Raw genomic sequence first — 24,119 nt, forward strand, 5'->3', positions numbered from 1 at the left:
GGCTTTTTTCATCGCATCGCTGCTCTGTCCGGCGAACCTGGCAGTCCAAACATGCGCCTGATTTATTCAAAATTGTCTCCCTGTCGTATTTTTTGACAGATGTAAAAACTGTCTAAAGACTTTTTGAACCGCACACGCTATAATCATCTATCAGAAAGGAAAGAACCAGCCAAAGGCCGGTTCTTCAGGACGGCGCAGGGCGCCGTCGGAAAGAGGGGGATTTTCATTGATCAAGCGGTTTGCGCGCCTGTTGACGCGCGCGCCGAAAACGGTTTTATTTTTTGCCCTGCTGATGCTCCTTCCCAGCCTGTACGGAGCAATCAGCACGCGGGTCAACTATGACATCCTGTCTTATCTGCCGGATGATCTTGACTCAACGCGCGGGCAGGCCGTGCTGGAGGATACATTTCACAGCGCGGCGACTGCGATGCTCGTGATTGAGGGGATGCCAGCGCGTGATGTTGAAAGCCTGCGCAACGCCATTGACGAAATACCAAATGTAAGCAGCGCGCTTTGGATTTCCAACATCGCCGACATCAGTGTTCCGAAAGATATCCTGCCGGACACGATCAAGGATGTGTTTTACAGCAAAAACACGCCGGACGCCACAATGATGATTGTCCAGTTCGATCATCCCGGCGCGTCAAACGAAACGCTCAAGGCCATCGACGATATCCGCGCGCTCTGCGATAAGCGGTGTTTTCTGGCGGGCGTATCCATCTTTCTCAAGGACACCAAGGATCTGGTCGAACAGGAGATGCCGTTTTACACCGTTCTGGCTGTCGTATTTTCGATCGCGGCGATGCTGTTCACAATGGAATCGACCGTTTTGCCATTTGTGTTCATCATCGGCATCGGGTTCGCCGTCGCCTATAATTTTGGCAGCAACCTGTTTTTAGGTGAGATCTCCTACATAACAAAAGCCATTTCAGCTATTTTGCAGCTCGGCGTATCGATGGATTATTCGATCTTCCTCGTCGACCGCTACAACGAGGAAAAGCCAAAGTTTGCCGACCGGCGCGACGCGATGGCCAGCGCCATCGAGAGTGCATTCGTTTCGCTTTCCGGTTCATCGATGACAACGATTGCAGGCTTTCTTGCGCTTTGCGCAATGCGCTTGGGGCTTGGGCCGGATCTGGGAATTGTCATGGCCAAGGGGATCGTGATCGGTATTTTTGTTGTGCTTGTTGTGCTTCCGTCGCTTGTGCTTCAGTTCGATCATCTGATCGGACGCTGGCAGCATAAAACGCTTGTTCCCAGTTTTGCGCGCTTGAACGACTGGATTATAGACCACCGCAAAATTTTTGCCGCCCTGTTCCTGATCCTGTTCCTGCCGGCTTATTTTCTGCAAAGCAAAACGGAAATTTATTACAACATCGATCAATCGCTACCGGCCGATCTCGCCTCAACTGTAGCGACCAACAAGATGCGCGATGAATTTGATATGGCGACCACACACTTTATCATCGTCGACGACAGTATACCGGCTTATCAGATGAGACAGATGGAAGATGAGATCCGCAAGACGGACGGTATTGCCTCGGTGCTTGCCTATAACGAATTCGTCGGCCCTGGAATACCCGACTCCTTCATCCCGCAAAAGGTACGCGATATCTCTAAAAAGGACGGGATGCAGATGATCATGGTCAACTCCCGCTACAAGGCGGCGCGTCCGGAGGAAAACGCCCAGATCGACGCGCTGACCGAAATCGTCAAGCGATATGATCCGACAGGGCTGATCACTGGCGAAGGCGTTATGACAAAGGATTTAAGCGATATCACAACGGTCGATATCCAAGTGACAAACCTGCTTTCCATCGCTGCGATTCTGATCATCGTGGCAATCTGCTTTAAATCCATCACCATCCCAATTGTGCTTGTCGCAGCTATCGAGCTGGCTATTTTCATAAACCAAGGAATCCCGGCGCTCACCGGAACGGTCATCCCATTTATTTCCCCGATCGTTATCGGCTGCATCCAGCTTGGCGCGACGGTCGATTATGCGATCCTCATGACGACGCGTTTCAGGGAAGAACTGGAAAATGGGCTTGACCGTGTATCGGCTATCAAGATTGCCGCAACTGCCTCCGATAAATCGATCATTACAAGCGCATCCGTTTTCTTCTGCGCCAATATCGGCGTCAGCCTCATTTCAAAAATCGAAATCATCAAAAGCCTTTGCTCCATGCTCGCGCGCGGCGCGATTATCAGCGCCCTGATCAGTATTTTCATTCTGCCGTCCATTCTTCTGGTCTGCGAACGGTTCTTCGCCAGGACCTCGCATGGTTGGCCAAAAACAGGAGCAGCGGGCAAATCCAAGCAAAAACAGGAGGAATCCATATGAATCAGCGGGGGATTAAAGCCGTCAGCCTGGTGCTGGCCACGGCTGTAACCTGCGCATCTGTGCTCTCTGGCTGCGCAGGATCCAATGACACGCAGAGCACCGCCGCATTTACGGCTTCGTCCGAAGCCGCTCAAATAGAACCGCAGGCTGTCTCCGGGCCCTTCACTGGACCGGACGCCACCGGCGTTAAAAAAAGTGAAACTGTTTTTATCAACCTTGACCCGACCGGCAAGCCCTATGAAACGATGGTCACAGACTGGATTCACAGCGATACGCCGGACGCCGTATTAAACGACCTGTCCGACCTGACGGGCATTGAAAATATCAAGGGACTGCAACAACCCCGCCGGCAGGGCGATAGCCTGACCTGGAAAATGGAGGGCAGCGACCTGTATTATACAGGTACAACAGACAAAGCGCCTCCTGTTGATATTCGGATTACATATACGCTGGATGGCAAATCCATCGATCCGCAGGAGCTGCCCGGCAAATCAGGACAATTGTCCATGACAATTCGGTTTCGCAATACGCAAAAACAGCGCGTGACCATCGCTGGCAAGGATACCGACATGTATACGCCAATGCTGGTTGCGGCAGGCATGTCGCTGCCGGACGACACCTTCCAAAATGTCAAGGTCAGTGAAGGAAGCGTTATTTCAGACGGAAACAATCAGATCGTCGCCTTTGTGTGCGTACCGGGGCTTAACGACAGCCTGGCCCTTGGGACATATAGTGTACAGGAGATCAATGATCTGGATTTCCCGGAGGAATTCACCATTACAGCCGATGTGCAGAATTTTGAAATGGGATCGGTTATGGTTGCCGTCACACCGAAGCTTCCCGATCTTGATGATCTGACAAAGAGCGACGAATTCGACGACATGCGCCAGGACCTCACGGATTTACAGGATATGCAGAACGACCTGAATACCGTCGATCCGGATCGCGACATCCGTTCGCTTCTGACCGATCCAAATCGCACCGAGGCGGCGCGTGTGATTACAAATGATGTATTCGACTTTTATGATCTCAATAAGGATCTGCTTGACATTCTGCCCAAATACGTCACGGATGAAAATATCCGCCTTTACGACCGCATCCGTCATGATATCAAGGACGGCGCGTTCGATTCCCTGCTGGACGATGATGAGCTTGCCGACCTGATTGATCTGGTCGACGATTTAAGCCCAAACCGCTTGCAGGAGCTTGCCGACGATTACGCCGAGCTGCAAAAAAACGATGAGCTGCGCGCGGCGCTTAAACAGCTTATGGGCGCGGCCAACCCGGACACAGAAAAGCTGCTTGATCTTTTGATGCAGGTATACGGCGCAATCAATCGCGACGCTGCCATCAAGGAGGCTGGACTGACCGCGCTCGGCGGGCTGATCCGGCATCCGGAGCTGTTGACCGCGAGCGCCCAGGCGGCCTTGCGGCAGGGCGTGCGCGACGCGCTGATGAACTGCATCAATGTCCAGGATCAGACGGCGGCCGGTATGCTTCAGATAGCGCTGGAAAGGTCAAAGCTGAATCCGCGTTTGCAGGCGGAGCTTGTAGCCGCCAGCTATGCCGGGCTGATTGTTGATCCATCCAGGACGCGCGCCATTCGTCACGATGACGGCGTTGCAGACATCCCCCCTGTTCCCGGCGAGGACACTTCCTCTGCGCCCGATGAGGACGCTTCCTCTGCGCCCGACGAAAATACTTCCTCTGCACCCGACGAGAACGCTTCCTCTGCGCCCGATGAGGACGCTTCCTCTGCGCCCGATGAGGACACTTCCTCTGCACCCGATGAGAACGCTTCCTCTGCGCCCGATGAGAACGCTTCCTCTGCGCCCGATGAGGACACTTCCTCTGCACCCGACAAAAATGCTCCGACTGTCTTTGAAGCGACCACCGAAAACACGGTTGTCAATATGACACAAACACTGGCCGCATTCACAGAAAATGATGCAGACGGCGGCGCGTCCTCCGCACCGGATGACGGTGCGTCCTCTGCACTGGATGGCGATACGTCCTCCGCGCCGGATGACGACACATCCTCCGCGCCGGATGACGACACATCCTCCGCACTGGATGGCGATACGTCCTCCGCGCCGGATGACGACACATCCTCCGCGCCGGATGACGAAACATCCTCCGCACCGGATGACGACACATCCTCCGCGCCGGATGGCGACACATCCTCCGCGCCGGATGGCGACACATCCTCCGCGCCGGATGACGGCGCGTCCTCCGCACCATCGGTTTCCTCCAAGCCGCTTGCTGCCGACCGCGCCGATCTCTACAAGGAAATTACAACTGATACAAACGCCGGTTATTACCTGATTGAAGGCGCGATTGATGCATATGTGAACAACGCCGATCCAGCCGAACTGCTCGCCTTGGCAAAGCAGTTCGACCCGCAGGCTGCCAGCCAGGTCGAAAGCATGCAGGCCATTCAGGCACTGCTTGGCCAAATCGGTCCGGATAGTCTTGCGTCCCTGTTTTCACAGGCGCAGATCTGCGAAAAATATCTTTCTGACCTGTTGACGGCGGTTCAACAGCCTGAGCTGAAGGAATATCTGGAAAAGCTGATGAAGGACCTTCAGGACAACGAAGAAAACCTGCGCACACTGATCCTGCTTCTCAGACAACTTGATGATATGAATCTGCTTGACGAAGTCGAAAACATTGACGATCTGCGTGAGGACCTCTCCGATCTGCGCCCGATTGTACAATCGCTGCGGCGTGATCTTGATCGGGTGGAAATGAACAAGAGCCTGCACGCCTCTCCGGAAACGGTCGACACCTTGCTGCGTATGAAGGGCGACCTGGAAGAGCACCGCGACATCATGGAAACGATGCGCAACATGCTTCAGGAAGAAAAAGTAGCCCTTTCGCGCAGCATGATTGCAACGCTTGACCGTCTCGAGGCCAAGGATGCGGCGGGAAGCGCCGTCGAAAAGCTTAACGATCTTGACGAACTACTGGAACGTAAAGATCGTTATACAGAGCTTTCAGACGCATACCGCATTTTTACAGCCGCACCGGACAGCATGGATACCGATGTAAAATTTGTCATGAAAACGGATGAGATTACGCTGCCTGACGACGATGAACCCGCTTTAGCGCCTGTGCAGGAGCAGGCGGGCTTTGTCGCCTGGTTCAAGGGTTTATTCCAATCCTGACATCATGCGCCGGCTGTGAATACAGGTTCTAAAAAACACCGGAAGCATGAAGCTTCCGGTGTTTTTTATTACTCGTCCCAAAGAGCCTTCATCTTTTGACGGGTGCGTGCACGGCGGCGTTCTGTCTCCTCATGATCGATTCGAAAAGCGCCAAGCTCATGAACGACCACATCGCCCTCCTCCGCTTCGCGCGGCAAACGCGCACGTTCCATCCCGGTGTATTCCCCATTTTCGGCTTCAAGGATTGCAAAGTTCCCCTCAAAGCGGTCGATGATATATTGCATTTGACTCACTTCCTCATTGACGTAAAGCTTTTAATCAGCTCAACCGCACCGTCTGTACTGATCACACTGCTGTCCAATGTCAAATGATAACCTCCAAGGTCGCCCCACCGCTTATCGGAATAAGAATTATAATATGCGGCGCGTTTTTTGTCTGTTTTGACAATCAGATCCTTCGCGGCGGCTGAATCCAGATTATGGCGCTGCTTGACGCGTGCGATCCGGTATTGCAGCGGCGCATGAATAAATACGTTCAGGCAATCCGGTTCGCTGCGCAGTGCATAGTCGGCACAGCGTCCGACAATCACACAGTCATGCTCGCGTGCAATGCGCTGGATTGTTTCAAACTGCGCCAAAAACAGTTTTTGATTCAGTGGAAGCATATTGGCGCCCGCTATATTCCCCACTGCGTATGGATTGACCGATAAGGAATAAAGCAAACTGTTGACCGGTTTTTCATCGTTGTTTTCAAATAATTCCACACTCATACCACTGTCCTTCGCAGCAGCAACAAGCAACTCCCGGTCATAATACGCAATACCAAGCGCACTCGCCAGCGCCTGCCCAATTTCGCGGCCCCCGCTTCCAAATTCCCTGCCGATTGTAATGATCGTTCTTTTTGCCACGCTGACCGCCCCTTTCCATTTACCCCAGTTAAAAGCTGTCTGATAACCAGCCATTCTCCTTTTCAAACAAGCTCTACGCCGTGGGGCTTCTTGAGGTTATTATACACCCTTTCAGCCCTTTTGTACAGTCTCACAAAGCCATCCTCACAAGGATTGCATCGGTAGAAAACCGAAACGCGGGAGGCAAATGCCTCCCGCGTTACAAATCCCATATCAGACCGCTTCCCGTGGTTCCGGGCGGAACAGAAGCGAAACGCACCAAATTGCGCCAAGAGCGACAAGCGTATAAACAACGCGGCTGAAAATGCTTCCCGAACCGCCAAACACCCAGGCCACGGCATCCAACTGGAAAATTCCAACCAGACCCCAGTTCAAGCCGCCAATGATGGTCAGGATTAAAGCAATCTTGTCAATCATTTTAAAAACCCTCCTTCTTTTGATTAGGGCTTGTTTGAAAGCAGACAAGTTATCGGGTTTCAACAGCCCTTAGGATTTTTCATTGATAGTTTGTCCGGAAAATGTCGGATTTATACAGCGTACACGCAACTGCGGCCGATTCTGATGCGGCACAAGCGAAAATGGCGCTGCACCGGCAACAGCTGGTTCACATGCAAACACCATGACTTCCTCCACCTGTTCACGCGTCAACGTTCGATACGGCGCGAGCGGCGCTCCCTCATAAAAGAGGACCGCTCGTCCGTTCTGTGGTGTAAAAGTAAATGTTAAAGCGTCAAACGGACCGATCTGTTTCTCCAAAGCCTGCGCGCTCAACCGGTATGGTCCACCCGCGGGCAATGTCACAATCCTCTGCCCTTCCGCTGCGCCGACACGCACGCCGCAAAGCAGCGCCGTACCGAATGCGGTTAAGATCGCCGCCAGCCGTTTCATAACAGCATCTCCTTTTGATGATCATAGCTTTGATTCTATTGTTGCCGGCTGATTTACTGGATATGTCGGCTATCATGAATTTTAAGCTTTTTTGAGCTGGGATTTTTTACAGAAGGGATATTAGGGGCTGTTTGAAAAATCAAAATCCCCGCCTTTTTCTGCAAACAGCGGCGGACGCCGTGTTAAAAAGCCTCGGAATCCGAAAGGATTCCTGCGTTTTTTGCCTTGCGTTCTCCTGCTGTCTGCGAAAAATCCGGCAATTCCTCTATTTTCAAACAAGCCCTAGCCGGATGTATCCGCTTGTTTTTTTTCGCTGTTTATGGCAAAATAAACATATCAACAGAAGAATCAAAGAAAAAGGATGGATGAAGCATGGACCACCAGACCATTGTCGTACTTGACTTTGGCGGGCAGTATAATCAACTGATCGCGCGCCGTGTACGCGAATGTTCCGTTTATTGCGAGGTGCTCCCCTATCGCACGCCTTTGGAGAAAATTCTCGCAAAAAAGCCAATCGGCATTATCTTTACAGGAGGTCCCAACAGCGTTTACGCCGACAATTCCCCACGTATTGACCGTGCAATCTTTGAACAGGGTATCCCGGTGCTCGGTATTTGTTATGGCATCCAATTGATGGCTTACACGCTTGGCGGCCATGTAACCAGCCCTGATACTCGTGAATATGGTAAAACAATCACGCACTATGATACTGAATGCGCTCTGTTCAAAGGGCTTCCCAAGCAGGGAATTTCCTGGATGAGCCATACCGATTATATCGACGCCCTGCCTGCCGGATTTGCTGCTACAGCGCACACCGACTGTTGTCCGACCGCTGCCATGCAGGACCCAGTACATAAATTATACGGCCTTCAGATGCATCCCGAGGTGCTTCATACAGAAAATGGAATTGCAATGCTGCGCAACTTTCTTTATGAAGTGTGCGGCGCTATTGGCGATTGGACCATGGGTGATTATGCACGGACAGCTATTGATGCGCTTCGCCATAAAATCGGCAGCGGCAAGGTATTGCTCGCACTTTCGGGCGGCGTTGACAGCTCTGTGGCAGCCGCGCTGCTTTCCCGTGCTGTCGGCAAGCAGCTTACCTGTATTTTCGTCGATCACGGCCTGATGCGCAAAAATGAAGGGGACGAGGTCGAAGCGGCTTTCGCAAACCGCGATATTCATTTTGTACGTGTCAATGCCGGCGAACGATTCCTCAGTAAATTAGCTGGTATCAATGATCCCGAACGTAAACGCAAAATAATCGGCGAGGAATTTATCCGCGTTTTTGAGGAAGAAGCAAAAAAGATCGGGCATGTCGATTATCTTGCACAGGGAACGATCTATCCCGATGTGATTGAATCAGGCGCAGGCGATGCAGCTGTTATTAAAAGTCATCACAATGTGGGGGGGCTTCCTGACCACGTTGATTTCAAAGAGATTATAGAGCCGCTGCGCCTGCTGTTCAAGGATGAGACGCGCGCACTTGGACGTGAATTGGGCCTGCCTGGTTACCTCGTTGATCGCCAGCCCTTCCCTGGCCCCGGCCTTGCGATCCGTATCATCGGCGAGATCACACCTGAAAAAGTTTCTATCCTTCAGGACGCGGATGCAATTTTCCGCACTGAAATCGCAAATGCCGGCTTGGAGCATGATATCCACCAGTACTTTGCAGTGTTGACCTCTATGCGCTCTGTTGGCGTTATGGGGGACGAACGCACATATGATTATACGCTTGCCCTGCGCGGCGTTACAACCACCGATTTTATGACGGCTGATTGGGCGCGCATCCCATATGAGACGCTTGATCTTATCAGCCGGCGTATCGTGAATGAAGTGCGTGGTATCAACCGCATCGTTTATGATATCACCAGCAAACCACCCGCAACCATTGAGTGGGAGTGATTTCAGAGGACGGAAAAGCCTTGATATGACTGGGTTTTTCAAGGCTTAGACCCCTCTGTGGCAACGATTTGGCAACATTTTTCATTATTCATAGGGAAAGAGCTAACTGGTTTTGATTGGGCCAGTTAGCTCTTTTTGTTTTTATTCTTCGGTTTGCTCTTTGAGGGCATCCACCAGCATATCACTCAAGCCCTGGGAGATTGGCTTGACCCGGCCCGGTGTGTTGGAGAACTCCGGATAACGGTAGCGCCAGCGGTCGTAGGCCTCCCGGCTGATCTCCCCAGCTTTGAGCATCGCAGCGGCCTGCCGCCAGGAGCAGAGCATTTCATGCAGGCGGGCAGCGTCTTTGCTGTGGCGCACGTTGACCCGCAGGCAGACCTCCCCGTCCAGCTCATCAATGGTGAGGCCGTACCTGTCCTCCAGCGTGAACAGGGTGTGCATCAGACCAAGGTAAGAATCAATATCCGGCACAGACAACGCCAGTGGGGACACACCCAACACATTAGCCAATGAAGCAGTCAGATCAGCCTTTGGTGTTCTGGCCCCAGTTTCGTACTGTGCCAGCCGGACATCAGCGGATTTCTCCGGGAAGCCTAGCAGCATACCGAGATATTTCTGTGTCATGCCCCGCATTATGCGAAAAAAGTGGATTCTCTCACCGATTGCCATAGCTGCCAACTCCATTTCGACTGTCGTTGCAATCAATATAGCAGATATGTTTAAGATAGTCAAGAGAAACCTAAATAATTTTGCTTAATATTTTCTGGAAATCGCTTGACATTAACAGAGTTGTTTAGTATAATGCAAGAGAACTAAACAATTCCGCTTAATAAATCTAAAACAGGAGGTACACTATTTGAACGAAAACAGCTTCATGCGGGTGGACGATGTCGCAAAAGAACTGGGGATTTCCAAGTCCTATGCCTACAAAATCGTCCAGAAACTCAATGCCGAACTGAGAGAAAAGGGATACCTGACGATCTCAGGCCGGGTCAACCGGCGGTACTTCATGGAAAAGCTCTGCTACGGCGGGGCGGAAAGGAAAGATACATAATGGCGGTCTACAAAGAAGAAAAGACCGGTACCTGGCGGGTGATCTACCGCTACACCGACTGGAATGGGGAACGGAAGCAGACACAGAAGCGGGGATTCAAGACCAAGCGGGATGCCCAGGCGTGGGAACGGGAGCAGCAGAACAAGGCCACTTCCAATCTGGATATGACCTTTGCCAGCTTCGTGGAGCAGTACACGGCAGATATGCGGACCCGCCTCAAAGAAAACACCTGGGCCACCAAAGAGCATATCATTCGCTCCAAGCTGCTGCCCTACTTCGGCAAGCTGAAGATGTGCAATATCACCGCTCAGCAGATTATCACCTGGCAAAACAAGATGCTGAACTTCAAGGACAAGAAAGGCAAGCCGTACTCCCCCGTCTATCTGAAAACTGTTCATAATCAGTTGAGCGCCATCTTCAATCACGCCGTCCGTTACTACAATCTCCGGGAAAATCCCTGCAAAAAGGCCGGGAGCATGGGTAAGAAGAAAAACCGGGAGATGCTGTTTTGGACGAAAGCTGAATATCTGAAATTTGCCGAGGCCATGATGGACAAGCCCCTCTCCTACTACGCTTTTGAAATGCTTTACTGGTGCGGTATCCGGGAGGGGGAACTGCTGGCCCTCACTCCGGCAGACTTCGATTTCGAGAAATGCACCGTTTCTATCAATAAGTCCTATCAGCGGTTGAACGGTCAAGACCTGATTACCACGCCGAAAACCGAGAAAAGCAACCGAGTCATTACAATGCCCCAATTCCTGGCAGACGAAATTCAGGATTATCTCAAAATGCTCTATGATGTCGGTGAAAACGATAGGATGTTCACTGTCACCAAAAGCTATCTGCATCGGGAGATGGACAGAGGCGCGAAAGAGGCCGGGGTGAAGCGCATCAGGATTCACGACATTCGCCACAGCGCAGTTTCGCTTCTGATTGATATGGGTTTCTCTGCAACGGCAATCGCAGACCGGGTAGGCCACGAGAGCATTGACATTACTTACAACTATGCGCACTTGTTCCCGTCCAAACAGGCGGAAATGGCGGATAAATTGAACATGGAAAGGGGTGTTTGATTATGTCAGCAAAGAATTTGGACAGCCACAACCGCTGGCGGAACAAGACTGTGGCATTCCGGGTATCGCCGGAAGAGGATGCACAAATCGAAACCGCCGTCCGGCTCACCGGCCTCACCAAACAGGACTACATCATCCGGCGGCTGCTGAACCGGGATGTGGTGGTGCAGGGGAATCCCAGGGTCTACAAGGCCCTTCGCGATCAGCTCGCCGCCGTTCTGGATGAGCTGCGGCACCTTGAGGACGGGAACAACGTCAGTGGCGAATTGCTGGATACCATCAACATGATCGCTGCCATTATGGATGGCATGAAGGAGGACTGAGAGATTGGATGAACTGAAAACGAAAGCGGCTGTTCCGATTCCGCCTGTTGGCGCAGGCGGGGAACAGCCGGTTCAGAAAACCACTGGCCTGAGTATAGCAGAAGATTTGACTGAAAACAATCCCCTTGAGCAAACTTTGGAAGAAAAACTGCGGCTGATGCAGCGGATGAGCGACCCGGCATACCTGCATACTGTATCCATGAGCGAGCTGTACGAAACCGTCTACCAGAGCCGTCCGCCGGTCATTGACGGCCTGCTCTACTCCGGCACTTACCTCTTTGCAGGAGCGCCCAAGGTAGGCAAGTCGTTCCTTATGGCACAGCTTGCCTACCATGTCAGCACCGGCCTTCCCCTGTGGGGCTGCACAGTACATAAAGGAACCGTTCTTTATCTGGCCCTGGAGGATGACCACCGCCGCTTGCAGGGCGGCTGTATCGAATGTTCGGCATGGACGGCACCGACAATCTCCGCTTTGCGATTTACGCCAAACAGCTTGGCGTTGGTCTGGAGGAACAGCTAAAGAAATTCGTCCGGGAACATTCGGACACGAAGCTGATTATCATTGATACCCTCCAAAAAGTCCGGGAGGCTGGCGGGGACAAGTACAGCTATGCCAACGATTATGAGGTAGTGGGCAAGCTGAAACGTCTTGCCGATGATTGTGGCATCTGCCTTCTGCTGGTACATCACACCCGAAAGCAACAGGCCGATGATAAGTTTGATATGATCTCCGGCACCAACGGTCTGCTGGGAGCGGCGGACGGGGCCTTTCTTCTTCAAAAGGAAAAGCGGACAGACGGCAGCGCCATTCTGGATGTGGCTGGCCGGGACCAGCAGGAGCAACGGTTATATCTCACCAAGGACAGAGAGCGGCTTGTGTGGGAACTGGAGCGGACGGAAACGGAGCTGTGGGTAGAACCGCCCGACCCGGTGTTGGAGGCCATAGCCGCTCTTGTAACAACGGACAAGCCCACCTGGAGCGGCACCGCCACAGAGTTGGTGACTGCGCTGGACGTGGATTTGAAGCCCAATACGCTCACCATGCGCCTGAATGTGAACGCTGGGCGGCTGTTGAATGAGTATGGCATTCGGTACGAAAACAGCCGCAGTCACGCCGGGAGGAAGATCACGTTGGCGCTGATGCCACCCCAGGCGTGACGGTGGTGACGGTCGTGACGATGATTAGGGCGGCGGTCAAAAGACCGTCACCATCGTCACGACCGTCACAGGCAAAGTTTAGGCGGGGTGCAGGGTGCCCTTTTCAAAGGGCGGCCCTGCTGGGGGAGGCAACCGCAGTTGCCGGGGGCAAAGCCCCCATACCCCCTCGGAGAGCCCACGACACTTTGCAGCCCGCAGGGATGAAAGTGTCATAGTGGGTTATTACACTTCCCGCAGGAAGTGTCCCCCGTCCCCCAAAGGGTATCCAAACTGCAAATTCTGGAAAGGAGTACAATGGCAAGAAACGACGGGATTGACCGTACCAGCGTCAGAAATGCAAATCTGACGAGAACACAAATTGGCAATACACAGCGGCATAACGAGAGAGAAAAAGCCGCCTATACCAATCCAGATATTGTGCCGGAAAGGACTGCGCTGAATATCCACTTTAAGAAACCGTCAGGCAGTTATGCTGAGATGTTCGCTCAGATGGAGGCGGACAAGGTGATCTCCACCAGAGGGCTAAAAGAGGATGCCTACCTATATGGCGAACTAATCTTTGATGTGAACTCAGCTTACTTCGATAATCACGGCGGCTATGACTTTGCAAGACAATTTTACACCGATGCTTACAGAAGCGCAATAGAAATCGTGGGCGGTGAACAGTTTATTTTGTCCGCCGTCATGCACGCCGATGAACGCAATCGGGCTATGTCGGAGGCGCTGGGGAGGGATGTGTACCACTACCATCTCCACGTTGTCTACATTCCCGTGGTGGAGAAGCAAATCCTATGGTCCAAGCGGTGCAAGGACAAGTCCCTGGTTGGCACTGTCAAGGAAACGATTACCCAAGGTAGAGTTTTCCCAGCAAGAGGCTAAGGATTTGAAACAGCTTGCCAAAAAGGGAGTAGCTGCGGATACTACCATCAAAGATTTGCAGCGCGATCTGAAATCCGCCCGGCGTGATGCGCAGATATGGAAACAGCGGTATGAGGAATTGAAGGAACAGGCGAAGGACTTCCTCGTTGCTATCAGGAAAGCGCCTGAACGGGTGATGTCGTTTATTTCCAATGTTCTCCATGCTGAACAAGCCCAACCACCCAAGATGCAGCGGCAGCGGGAAAGTGTTGTGGAACGGTAATTAGTCAAGAGCCGGGAAATTTTGAAAAAATCTGATGGGAGTGTTTCAAATGAACGCTGGCTTCATTGGAACGCTTCCTATCAAAAAATCAGGGCAATTTTCCCGCTCAAGAGGTGGAGAAATATTTCAAAAATCAGGAGGTTTTATGCGAACAGGACTTACCAAGCGGCAAAAGACAACAGGTATCTTTTTTGATGAGCAGAGCAGCATTATCGAGGTGCAGACCCATAACACTGACTTGAAGAAACGGTTGGGAGCATACGCCCAGCAGTACCCCGACCTGTGTAGGCAGACCGATGATGATGGGCAGGGCGGGCTGACTTTCGAGATTGAGAAAGGACGGTTGAGTTTCCGGCTGACCGCTCCATACAGTGAGGAACGGCGGAGCAAGGCCAGCGCGTGGGCGAAGAAGCAGGGAATACAGACAGGGCGATAACTTTAGAGGATAGCGGTGTCAACGCCGCTATCCTCTATTTTATCATCATTTATATCGTCCATATTGATTTTCCGTGTTCCTTTTCATAATCGGCAATAAATTTCAGCATTAATTGAACTCAAATTTGACGATGTATTTCAGCTGCCAGGGCCATAGGGGTTAATGAGTGAAAAAATCTACAAGACAAAGATGTGTGTGGGCAGCGACATATGCGCTATATTCGAGAGTACAAAAAGGGTTTGTACCTCTCTTTGATAACATCCGGCAAACTGAATAGCTACCTTGCCGACATCGACCGGCAGGCGCAGGCGATGTATCTTCAGCTGGTGGAACAGATGACACAAAATGGGGAGTCCGAGACGTTCAAAGCCAAGAATCAATTAGAGTGGGCGTGTCAAATGAACAATATTTCCAATAGAGCAAGAGAGGTTATGAATACGAAATTGATATTTGTGTAAAATTGAGAGTCCCGACCGCAGAAAAATCTTTGCGGCTGGGAATCTTTTTTCAAGTTGAGTATTGACTAATTTCGCTTAAACGAATATAATTGTTTTGGGTAATATGAACCATCTGGAGGCCATGTAATGAACGGATTTATTACAGTACAAGAAACGGCTATCAAATGGGGTGTCACGCCACGTCAAGTGCAAATATTATGCAAGAACAACCGAATTGATGGTGCAGTACGGTTGAGCAGAATATGGGTTATTCCAGAGAACGCAAAAAAGCCAACAAAAGATAAACTTCCAAAGAATAACGATAAAGTTTAGTCTATTGCTGCATAGAATAGAGGTATTACTATGTTTTATATTCAAGATCCGTTGTATGCAGATTCTAAGTTGCTGCTCGATGCCATACTAGAATGTTGCCCATCCGCTCTTTCGGGGGCAGGTGCTTATGCTTTTGTATCTGCTGATGGAATAAATTTGTTGATTGGTGACCCGTTTTTCTCTAATTTTCTGGAGCGTGGACGTTTTCTTCTAATTATTGGAATGGATGAGATTACGAACACACGCTCTTTGGCGGCACTCAATCATTATATGACAATTCATCCCAACCTAGAGGTCAAGGCGTTTCTTCACAATACAACAGGATCAACCTTTCATCCGAAATTTTGCTGGTTTGATTGCGGCGACCACGGTTATGTCATAACAGGATCTGGTAATCTTACTCAGAAAGGAATGCAAAGGAACCGGGAAGCGTTTGAAGCAAAAACAGTTACTCCCGATGAACTTAGGTCCATTGTGGAATACTGGAATTCTTGGCTTGAAAGTGTCGATACGTTCCTTCTTCCTTTAGATGATGAAGCAGTTGTGCAGAGAGCGGAGGAAAATACTCATCGTATGAGGGCTGTTCATCCTCGACATACACGATTGGTTGTACGGCCGCAGACAACAACAGCTCCAACAGAAGAATACCCCGCTCCAGCGGTCACGCCTGAGGGTGGAGAAACTCCTGAGACAGCAATCTATGTTGACGATGAACTGGGGTCATGGGAATACGACGCTACTTCTGCAGTTTTGATTTGCGAGATTCCTCGCGGAGAAAGACGTTGGAATCAGGCTAACTTTGATGCCAATACATTCCGAACCTATTTCGAATCAACCCCGGGAGTTACTGGACAAATGGCTCTGATTCTTCGTGATGTTAAATATGACGGCAGTATGGGCGAAATCCGGCACAGGCCGCCAGTTTCAGTAGCAAGTCATAATTATCGTATTGAGCTATCCGTTGAACGAGGTACCGCTTATCCTGACAATGGACGTGTGTTAGGTGTTTTTGTTAAGCTGTCATCAAGGACATTTCTCTATTCATTGATATTCCCGGCAAATGCAGAACACTCTGTGCTTCAAGCAAAACTAGATGGCGAGCGGCAACGTCATGATCGGCTGGTGCGATACCAAACAGATGCTGAAGAATTACAGCGTCTTGTTCCTTCTCTACCCATTCTACGATATCTCAGTCAGGTGGATTAAGGATGGAACACAATACTAATACCCATGAATTGCGCCCCATTCACTATTTGGGTAGTAAGCTTCGAATTTTAGATACAATTGGAGGCGCAGTAGACTCTGTTAGTCCGGGGAATGGACGGATATGCGATTTGTTCTCCGGTTCTGGTACAGTCTCTCGATACTTTGCTCATACTCGGCCAGTAACTGCGGTTGATATTCAAGAGTATTCTCGTGTGCTTTGTTCTGTTGTTCTTAATCCAGTTAGCTTTCCGTTCAGCGGCTCTGAATTTATTGCAAATGTCAAAGCATCAGAGAAGTATACTGCTCTTGTAACTGCATTTGAACCACTTTTATCCTATGAAAGTACCGCTACCGCAAGTGCTAAACAAGGCGCTGTAGAATCTCTATATAATCTAATTGCAAATGGCTCCGTTATTATCTCGGAAAAAGGATTCCTGCCTAAGAGCCAAGAACTTTTCTGTGCAATCCAAGACTCACTACAATCGCTCAGTAAGATGGGCCTTAGCGATTCGGTTGATACGATGGTCACTCGATATTTCGGAGGGCTCTATTTTTCTATTGAGCAAGCAATATGTATTGATGCTGCACTGGATTATATCCATAGCAAAGAGGTCAATGATTCTATGCGCAATTCATTGTTGGCAGCATTACTAAGTGCGACCAGCGAAATAGTTAACACTGTCGGGAAGCAATTTGCTCAGCCATTAAAGGTGCTGGACAAAGAAGGAAGACCAAAACGGAAGCTACTAAAAAAAATCCTTGATGATCGAGCAGTGTCATTTTGGGCTTCTCTTGAGGAATGGATAGATGCCTATTCTGCACTGGACCCGTCCCCGTTTTCTTCGCACGAGGCGTTATGTCTTGATTTCCATGATGCATTAAAGCAATTACAGCAAAGTGATGTTTCAGTAGTGTATGCTGATCCGCCGTATACTCGATATCACTACAGCAGATACTACCATGTGCTGGAAACCATATGTTTAAGGGATGTGCCCACAATAACGCCTACGTTTGTTGGCAGCACTCAGTTGAGCAGAGCGATATACCGGGAGGGAAGACATCAATCTCCATTCTGTATTCGTTCAAAAGCCGAAAAGGCGTTTAATGATTTATTTGCAGGAGTTGCAGAGCTAAAAGTCCCATTTGTCCTTTCTTACTCTCCCTTTTCCGAAAGCAGTTTAGCAACTCCCCGGCTGCAAACAATAGAGCAATTGCTAAACAAAGCCAGGTATCACTATGAAGATGTTACGATTGTTTCACCCGGGCATTTTATGCATAGTAAGTTGAATGCAGTCGAAAAGAATTATGAAGCAGAACAAGAAGCCGAATTACTAATTGTATGTCAACGCATAAAGAGGTGAAAAAGATGGAACCGGTTCAAGGGTTGTTTCGTATAAGTGGTCATGGGAACGGCTTTGATAATATGATAATCAAGGGTGATAACTGTGCTGTCTGCGACTGTTTAATGGATGAGTTCACCGATAAAGTGAAATGCATCTATATAGACCCTCCATACAATAACGGAGAAGAGTATACACATTACTCTGATGTATTCAGTCATGAACAATGGCTTGATAACATGAGAGCAATTATTAGTCGTCTTTTCCGTTTGTTAGCAAAAGATGGCAGCCTATGGATTTCAATTGATGATAACGAAGTCCATTATCTCAAAGTTCTTTGTGATGAGATTATGGGAAGAAACAGTTTTGTTACGACTATCATTTGGCAGCAAAGAACAACCAGAGAGAACCGGCGTGCATTTTCAAATAATCATGAATATATCCTCGTCTATGCTAAAGACCCCATTGAGTTTAAGAGGGCACGCAATCTTCTTTGTGTTGATGATGCCGTCCTTGCAAGGTATAAGAATCCTGATAATGACCCAAGAGGTCCTTGGCAGTCAGTATCCTTGAATGTACAAGCAGGTCATGCTGTAAGCAGTCAGTTCTATTCTATTACTGCCCCAGGAGGTAAGGTATTCAATCCACCAATGGGTCGGTGTTGGATTTATAATGAGAATAGGATGAAAAAAGAAATCGAAGCCCACAATATTTGGTTTGGGTCTGATCAGAACAGCACTCCACGAAAAAAGAAGTTCTTATGTGATGCCAAACTCGGTCTCACACCGGAAACACTTTGGCTGTCATCATCTGTCGGCACGACAAATAATGCGAAAAAGCAATTATTGGCGCTGTTTCCTTCGATGACTGTTTTTGATACGCCAAAGCCAGAGAGCCTGATACGTCGAATCTTTGAAATAGCCTCCAATGAAGGGGATTTGGTCCTCGATGCATTTTTGGGGTCCGGGACTACCGCTGCGGTTGCTCATAAAATGAATCGTGCTTACATTGGAATTGATGTTAGCACAGAAAGCATCCATTACGCATTAAGCAGGCTTGAACGTGTAATAGCTGGTGAACAGAGCGGAATATCAAAGGATATAAAATGGCAGGGTGGTGGATCATTCTCTTATTATGAGTATTACGATAATAGTAACAAAAGAACAATTAATCTCTCCTTACTTCCGCAAGCAAAATAATCAAACAAAGCAGACAATCGCTTTTTCCATGTGAAAAGCAAACTGTGGCAACACAATGGCAACAAAAAATCAGATAGCCCAAGGCATCTGGATAATCGAAACAATGCAGATAATCAGAGCCAAATCCCATAAGCAAAACTGTTTAGAACACATCTGACAGGAGCGAGTGGGAATAAGAAACGCAGCCCGCAAAGCCGCATAAACAGGCACTTTGTGGAGGCGAAACCCGCCGTTTGATAGCAGATTGATAGCAGCCGCCATTTTACCGCTTACTTTTTTCACTCCCATGTGACAAGTGATTTACAGGTAAATATCCTTATCCGAAAAAAAGGTCTTGCCGACTTTCGCAGTTGGCAAGACCTTTTTGTTGTTTTTTGGGTTTTGGTTACTTCTTAAAATCTTCCATGAGCATATCGCTCAATCCTTGTGAAACCACCCTTGCCCGCCGCTGTGTGGTGTCAAATTCGGGATACCTGTACCGCCACTGGTCGTATTCCTCTTTGGTTATCTCCCCCGCTTCCAGCTTCGCGGCCTGCTGCCGCCAAGCATCAAGCATCTTATACATTTCCTCATAGGTTCGACCTTTGGCCTTATCCAGCCGGATACAGAGTTCCCCGTCTATCTCCCCTATTTTCAGCCCGCGCAAATCTTCCAGCGCAAACAGCGTGTGCATCAGGCCGACGTTGCTGTCAATGTCGGGAATGTCAAGAGCCTGCGGCGACACGTCCAGCGTTTGAGCAAGGGCGGCGGTAAGGTCGGCCTTTGGCGTCCGGGTGCCGGATTCGTACTGCGCCATGCGCACGTCGGCGGTTTTCTCCGGGAAGCCAACCGCCATACCAAGATATTTCTGCGTCATGCCCCGCAGGTTCCTAAAAAAGTGAATCCGTTCGCCAATCGCCATTATCGCCACTCCCTATCAACATTTTCTGTCGAATATAGTATAGCATATCTGTTTAAGTATAGTCAAGAGAAAACTAAACAAAAAAGTTAAGAAATTCTTTTGCAAACTCCTTGACTTAAACTTTAATATTTAGTATAATGGCATTAAGCAAATATGCTTAGATAACCTTGAAAATTGAATGACCGTCCGAATGGGATACCCTGCCGGGGAAGTAGCGCCAAGATGCCGAAATGCGGAGCGTACCAAGGCAGCGAGAACGCCGCAGGAATTGGGGCAGGAACGACATTCGGGGGAAGCGGCAAACTCCAATCAAGCCCAAAGTGGGTAATCTAACAAAAATGGAGGAGATAACACAAATGGCTGGAAAAATGTTTATGCGCGTGGAAGAAGTGGCGGAGGAGCTGGGCGTTTCCGTGGCCTATGCCTACAAGCTGATTCGCTCCATGAATGAGGAATTGAAGAAAACGGGCTGTATCACCATTTCAGGCCGGATTGACCGGAAATTCTTCTATGAAAAATTCTACGGCACACGGGGCCAGAGCGAAAGGAGTTGCTAACATGGCGGCTTTCAAAAACAAGGACAACGGCACATGGTACGTCCAGTTTCGTTATACCGACTGGAAAGGAGAACGGCAGCAGAAATTGAAGCGCGGTTTCCCCACCAAGCGGGACGCGCTGGCGTGGGAACGGGAATTTCTGATGCAGAAGCAAGCTGACATCAATATGACGTTTGAAAACTTCGTCCAGCTCTACGAACGGGACATGAAGCCCAAATTGAAACTGAACACGTGGCTGACGAAAGAGAGCATCATTCAGAAGAAAATCCTGCCCTACTTCAAAAGCCGGAAGTTGTCGGAAATCTCCGCCAAGGACATTATGGACTGGCAAAACGAGATGCGGGAACTCTCCGACGACAGCGGCAAACCCTACTCCCCGACCTATCTGAAAACCATACATAACCAGTTGAGCGCCATTTTCAACCACGCGATCCGTTACTATGGCCTGCAAATCAATCCAGCGGCAAAGGCCGGAAACATGGGCGTGGAGGAACGGCGGGAGATGTTGTTCTGGACGAAGGACGAATATCTGAAATTTGCAGACGCCATGATGGATAAGCCCTTGTCCTATTATGCGTTTGAAATGCTCTACTGGTGCGGTATCCGTGAGGGGGAGCTGCTTGCCCTGACCGCCGCGGACTTTGATTTTCAGGCAGAAACGGTTTCCATCAACAAATCGTATCAGCGCCTGAAAGGGCAGGACGTGATTACCACGCCCAAGACCAAAAAGAGCAACCGCGTGATTAAAATGCCTGAATTTCTCTGTGAGGAAATGCAGGACTATTTGAAGATGTTTTACAGCGCCGGGACAGATGAACGTATCTTCCCCATCAGTAAGCACTATCTGAAACACGAGATGGAACGGGGCTGTAAGGCAACTGGCGTCAAGAAAATCAGAATCCATGACCTCAGACATTCGCACATCTCATTGTTAATTGGCATGGGCTTCACGGCGCTGGCGATTGCTGACCGGGTAGGCCATGAGAGCATCGACATTACTTACCGATACGCTCATCTGTTTCCCACACGGCAAACGGAGATGGCCGACAAACTGAATACAGAACGGAAAGGGGCTTAACTATGTCGCTCAAAAACAGGGATAACAAAAATCGTTGGCGCAACAAAACTGTCGCCTTTCGGGTGTCGCCGGAGGAAGATGAACAAATTGAGGTTGCCGTCCGGCTCTCTGGCCTCACCAAACAGGACTACATTACGCGGCGTCTGCTGTGCCGTGATGTGGTGGTGCAGGGCAACCCAAGGGTTTACAAGGCCCTGCGCGACCAGCTCGCCGCCGTGCTAGACGAACTGCGGCGCATCGGAACCGGTGAGCCGGTCAGCGATGAACTTTTAGAAACCATTGAACTGATTGCCGTCACAATGCAGGGCATGAGGGAGGATTGCGAATGACGATTACCGAACAAGCAAAAACGACTGCCCTTGTTCCATCTGTTGGCGCAGACGGAGGACAGCCGATTTCCAAAACTATTGAATCAAGTATATCAGAGGCGTTTCAAGAAAACAATCCCCCAGATGAAAATATTGACGAAATTTTGGGGCAGATGCAGCGGTACAATGACCCGGCATATCTGCACACGGTTTCCATGAACGAGCTGTACGAAAATATCTATCAGAGCAGGCCGCCAATCATCGACGGCCTGCTCCATGCAGGAACCTATCTCTTTGTAGGTGCGCCCAAGGTGGGCAAGTCGTTCCTCATGGCGCAGCTTGCCTATCATGTCAGCATCGGGCTTCCCCCGTGGGGATACAACGTCCATAAAGGAACCGTCCTCTATCTGGCGTTGGAGGACGATTACAGGCGCTTGCAGGAACGGTTATACCGTATGTTTGGAACGGACAGCACGGAGAACCTGCATTTTGCCATCTGTGCGAAGCAGCTCGGCGCTGGCCTTGACGAACAGCTAGAAAAGTTCGTCCGGGAGCATACCAACACAAAGCTCATCATTATTGATACCCTGCAAAAAATCCGGGAGGCTGGCGGCGACAAGTTCAGTTATGCCAACGATTATGAAATCGTTGGCAGGCTCAAACAGATCGCAGACCGCAACGGCGTCTGCCTCCTGCTGGTACATCATATCCGGAAACAACAGACGGACGATAAGTTTGACATGATTTCCGGCACCAACGGCCTGCTCGGCGCTGCGGACGGCGCGTTTCTGCTTCAAAAGGAAAGACGGACGGACAATGCCGCCGTACTGGATATTTCGGGCCGCGACCAACAAGAACAGCGGCTTTATCTCACAAGGGACGTGGTGCGGCTGGTGTGGCAGTTGGAGCGGGCAGAAAATGAGCTGTGGAAAGAACCGCCCGACCCGGTGTTGGAGGCTGTGGCCGCGCTGGTGACGGCGGACAGGCCGGAATGGAGTGGGACAGCCACGGACTTAACGGCGGCGCTGCGGGCTGACATGAAGCCTAACGCACTCGCCATGCGGCTGAATATTCGGGCGGGCAAGCTATTAAATGATTATCATATCCAGTATGCCAGCGTCCGAACCCACGCCGGCAGGAGCATCAAGCTCACGCTTATGCCCCAAGCGTGACGACCGTGACGGCTGTGACGGCCTTGTGGGGAACGGGTGCGGTGTTGGAAACATCGTCACGGTCGTCACGGCTGTCACGGGCAAAAGTTTAGGCGGGGTACAGGGTGCCCTTTTCAAAGGGCGGCCCTGTTGGGGTGGTTGCCCGCAGGCAACAGGGGCAACGCCCCTATTCCCCCTCGGAGAGCGCAAGGGCGCTTTTGATGGCGTAGCTGTCAAAAGTGCTTTTGCGTTTACTTTCGCAGAAAGTAACAAAGGCCGCCGCACCAGCGGCGAAAAAGGAGCGTGATAATGTTTGCGTAGGACAATCAGCGGTATGGTCGGGAAAGGTTCGCTGAAACACAACAACCGCGATTTTATCGCGGAGAATATCGACCGCAGCCGAACAGCCGACAACATCACTTACTTGCATGAGGATTTACGCGCTGTCTATACGGAACTGTTTGGCGCGGCGCTGGAACGCTATAACGCCAAACAGAAACGAAGCGACCGGAAAATAGCTGATTATTACGAGCATATCCGTACCGGCAAACAGGAGACGCTATTCCATGAAGTCATTTTCCAGATAGGCAGCGTCAAGAATACCGCTGTCGGAACGCCAGAGGGAGAGCAGACCAAGGCGGTGCTGGACGAATTTATGCGCAGTTTTCAGGAACGCAATCCCCATCTCCGCGTGTTCTCGGCCCACCTGTATATGGACGAAGCGACGCCACATTTACATATCGACTTTGTCCCCTTTACCAGCGGCAGCAAGCGCGGATTGGATACACGGGTTTCCATGAAAAAGGCACTGGCGGCCCAAGGCTTTGAGGGCAGCAGCCGGGGCGACACGGAATTTAATCAGTGGATTAACGCGGAAAAACAGACGTTGGCACAGGTCATGGAGCGTCATGGTATCGAGTGGGAACATCTCGGGACACACAAGGAACATCTGTCCGTTTTGGATTTCAAAAAGCAGGAACGGCAAGAAGAAATCAAGGCGCTGGATACCTCTATCGGTAAACTGCAACAGAAGCAGATGGACATACAGGCGGTGGAAAATATTTCTTTCCAGCGGGTGCCCTTGTCCTCTAAAGTGATGGTGGAGCGTGAAGATTTCGATGCGCTGACACTGGCCGCAAAAAAGTATGTGGCGCAAGAAAAAAGGAGCACAGGCTCCAAAAACTGCTTGACGCTGCCAACAAGACGATAAGTG

At 50.2% G+C, this 24,119-nt stretch carries 24 protein-coding genes and 2 pseudogenes; 20 read left to right on the top strand and 6 right to left on the bottom strand.

Annotation, left to right across the window (positions count from 1 at the left end; genetic code table 11):
* Positions 1-226: 226 nt before the first annotated feature.
* Positions 227-2,344 carry an efflux RND transporter permease subunit gene (locus FMM72_RS08135; protein WP_207710329.1) on the top strand — a complete coding sequence of 706 codons (2,118 nt, stop codon included), beginning with the start codon at positions 227-229 and terminating at the stop codon, positions 2,342-2,344.
* A complete protein-coding gene (locus tag FMM72_RS08140) occupies positions 2,341-5,511 on the top strand; it encodes a hypothetical protein (protein ID WP_162221119.1) in 3,171 nt (1,056 codons plus the stop codon). The genes FMM72_RS08135 and FMM72_RS08140 overlap by 4 nt, the downstream gene beginning before the upstream one ends.
* A 68-nt stretch (positions 5,512-5,579) precedes the next feature.
* Here FMM72_RS08140 and FMM72_RS08145 read toward each other — a convergent pair whose 3' ends face one another.
* From FMM72_RS08145 to FMM72_RS08160, 4 genes are all read right to left on the bottom strand, one after another.
* A complete protein-coding gene (locus FMM72_RS08145) occupies positions 5,580-5,795 on the bottom strand; it encodes a DUF3006 domain-containing protein (RefSeq protein WP_160208118.1) in 216 nt (71 codons plus the stop codon).
* A 5-nt stretch (positions 5,796-5,800) separates the two neighbouring features.
* A complete protein-coding gene (locus FMM72_RS08150; RefSeq protein WP_160208117.1) occupies positions 5,801-6,418 on the bottom strand; it encodes an AAA family ATPase in 618 nt (205 codons plus the stop codon).
* A 213-nt stretch (positions 6,419-6,631) separates the two neighbouring features.
* Positions 6,632-6,835, bottom strand: a complete 204-nt coding sequence (locus FMM72_RS08155) for a DUF378 domain-containing protein (protein WP_160208116.1) — start codon at positions 6,833-6,835, stop codon at positions 6,632-6,634.
* Between the two features lie 69 nt (positions 6,836-6,904).
* Positions 6,905-7,306, bottom strand: a complete 402-nt coding sequence (locus FMM72_RS08160) for a hypothetical protein (RefSeq protein ID WP_162221120.1) — start codon at positions 7,304-7,306, stop codon at positions 6,905-6,907.
* A 372-nt stretch (positions 7,307-7,678) separates the two neighbouring features.
* Between FMM72_RS08160 and guaA the strand changes: the two genes are divergently transcribed.
* Positions 7,679-9,211: a glutamine-hydrolyzing GMP synthase gene (gene guaA / locus FMM72_RS08165; protein WP_162221121.1), complete on the top strand. Its 1,533-nt coding sequence runs from the start codon at positions 7,679-7,681 to the stop codon at positions 9,209-9,211.
* A gap of 141 nt (positions 9,212-9,352) precedes the next feature.
* Here the strand turns inward: guaA and FMM72_RS08170 are convergent, their stop codons facing one another.
* The gene (locus FMM72_RS08170) at positions 9,353-9,880 is read right to left on the bottom strand and encodes a helix-turn-helix domain-containing protein (RefSeq protein ID WP_162221122.1); all 528 of its coding nucleotides are present in this window, start codon (positions 9,878-9,880) and stop codon (positions 9,353-9,355) included.
* A gap of 187 nt (positions 9,881-10,067) precedes the next feature.
* On the opposite strand from FMM72_RS08170, the gene FMM72_RS08175 reads away from it, so the two are divergent.
* The 12 genes and pseudogenes from FMM72_RS08175 to FMM72_RS08230 all read left to right on the top strand — a co-directional run bounded on the left by FMM72_RS08175 (position 10,068) and on the right by FMM72_RS08230 (position 18,911).
* The gene (locus tag FMM72_RS08175) at positions 10,068-10,265 is read left to right on the top strand and encodes a DNA-binding protein (RefSeq protein ID WP_162221123.1); all 198 of its coding nucleotides are present in this window, start codon (positions 10,068-10,070) and stop codon (positions 10,263-10,265) included.
* Entirely contained in the window at positions 10,265-11,338 is a 1,074-nt protein-coding gene (locus tag FMM72_RS08180; RefSeq protein ID WP_162221124.1) for a site-specific integrase, read from the top strand. Before FMM72_RS08175 ends, FMM72_RS08180 begins: the two co-directional genes overlap by 1 nt.
* Before the next feature lie 2 nt (positions 11,339-11,340).
* The gene (locus FMM72_RS08185; protein ID WP_162221125.1) at positions 11,341-11,661 is read left to right on the top strand and encodes a plasmid mobilization protein; all 321 of its coding nucleotides are present in this window, start codon (positions 11,341-11,343) and stop codon (positions 11,659-11,661) included.
* A 136-nt stretch (positions 11,662-11,797) separates the two neighbouring features.
* Positions 11,798-12,819 (top strand): annotated as a pseudogene (locus FMM72_RS08190) (helicase RepA family protein).
* Positions 12,820-13,113: 294 nt separating this feature from the next.
* Positions 13,114-13,671, top strand: a pseudogene (locus FMM72_RS08195) (plasmid recombination protein); the annotation flags it as partial.
* A 31-nt stretch (positions 13,672-13,702) separates the two neighbouring features.
* On the top strand, positions 13,703-13,960 hold the full coding sequence (locus tag FMM72_RS08200) for a hypothetical protein (RefSeq protein ID WP_162221127.1): 258 nt from the start codon (positions 13,703-13,705) through the stop codon (positions 13,958-13,960).
* 145 nt (positions 13,961-14,105) lie between these two features.
* Positions 14,106-14,396 carry a hypothetical protein gene (locus tag FMM72_RS08205; protein WP_162221128.1) on the top strand — a complete coding sequence of 97 codons (291 nt, stop codon included), beginning with the start codon at positions 14,106-14,108 and terminating at the stop codon, positions 14,394-14,396.
* A 191-nt stretch (positions 14,397-14,587) separates the two neighbouring features.
* On the top strand, positions 14,588-14,854 hold the full coding sequence (locus FMM72_RS08210; RefSeq protein WP_347561266.1) for a TnpV protein: 267 nt from the start codon (positions 14,588-14,590) through the stop codon (positions 14,852-14,854).
* A 126-nt stretch (positions 14,855-14,980) separates the two neighbouring features.
* Complete coding sequence (locus FMM72_RS08215) at positions 14,981-15,166, top strand: DNA-binding protein (RefSeq protein WP_162221130.1); 186 nt, start codon at positions 14,981-14,983, stop codon at positions 15,164-15,166.
* A gap of 30 nt (positions 15,167-15,196) precedes the next feature.
* Positions 15,197-16,372 (top strand): phospholipase D family protein, encoded by a 1,176-nt coding sequence (locus FMM72_RS08220; protein WP_162221131.1) that lies wholly within the window; start codon positions 15,197-15,199, stop codon positions 16,370-16,372.
* Positions 16,373-16,374: 2 nt separating this feature from the next.
* Positions 16,375-17,733, top strand: a complete 1,359-nt coding sequence (locus FMM72_RS08225; protein ID WP_162221132.1) for a DNA adenine methylase — start codon at positions 16,375-16,377, stop codon at positions 17,731-17,733.
* A 5-nt stretch (positions 17,734-17,738) separates the two neighbouring features.
* Complete coding sequence (locus FMM72_RS08230) at positions 17,739-18,911, top strand: site-specific DNA-methyltransferase (protein WP_162221133.1); 1,173 nt, start codon at positions 17,739-17,741, stop codon at positions 18,909-18,911.
* Positions 18,912-19,296: 385 nt separating this feature from the next.
* On the opposite strand, the gene FMM72_RS08235 is transcribed toward FMM72_RS08230, so the two are convergent.
* Positions 19,297-19,812 carry a helix-turn-helix domain-containing protein gene (locus FMM72_RS08235; RefSeq protein WP_162221134.1) on the bottom strand — a complete coding sequence of 172 codons (516 nt, stop codon included), beginning with the start codon at positions 19,810-19,812 and terminating at the stop codon, positions 19,297-19,299.
* Positions 19,813-20,168: 356 nt separating this feature from the next.
* Here FMM72_RS08235 and FMM72_RS08240 point away from each other — a divergent pair, with 356 nt between their 5' ends.
* The 5 genes from FMM72_RS08240 to FMM72_RS08260 all read left to right on the top strand — a co-directional run bounded on the left by FMM72_RS08240 (position 20,169) and on the right by FMM72_RS08260 (position 24,116).
* Positions 20,169-20,369 carry a helix-turn-helix domain-containing protein gene (locus tag FMM72_RS08240; RefSeq protein WP_040196204.1) on the top strand — a complete coding sequence of 67 codons (201 nt, stop codon included), beginning with the start codon at positions 20,169-20,171 and terminating at the stop codon, positions 20,367-20,369.
* Position 20,370: 1 nt separating this feature from the next.
* On the top strand, positions 20,371-21,447 hold the full coding sequence (locus FMM72_RS08245) for a site-specific integrase (protein ID WP_162221135.1): 1,077 nt from the start codon (positions 20,371-20,373) through the stop codon (positions 21,445-21,447).
* Positions 21,448-21,449: 2 nt separating this feature from the next.
* On the top strand, positions 21,450-21,776 hold the full coding sequence (locus FMM72_RS08250) for a plasmid mobilization protein (RefSeq protein ID WP_162221136.1): 327 nt from the start codon (positions 21,450-21,452) through the stop codon (positions 21,774-21,776).
* Positions 21,773-22,927, top strand: coding sequence for a helicase RepA family protein (locus tag FMM72_RS08255; RefSeq protein ID WP_162221137.1), 1,155 nt, complete (start codon positions 21,773-21,775; stop codon positions 22,925-22,927). The genes FMM72_RS08250 and FMM72_RS08255 overlap by 4 nt, the downstream gene beginning before the upstream one ends.
* Before the next feature lie 292 nt (positions 22,928-23,219).
* Positions 23,220-24,116, top strand: coding sequence for a plasmid recombination protein (locus FMM72_RS08260; protein WP_180322903.1), 897 nt, complete (start codon positions 23,220-23,222; stop codon positions 24,114-24,116).
* Positions 24,117-24,119 lie beyond the last annotated feature (3 nt).

Origin of the sequence: Anaerotruncus colihominis, assembly GCF_010206195.1 — a bacterium.
Taxonomy (GTDB): Bacteria; Bacillota; Clostridia; order Oscillospirales; family Ruminococcaceae; genus Anaerotruncus; species Anaerotruncus colihominis_A.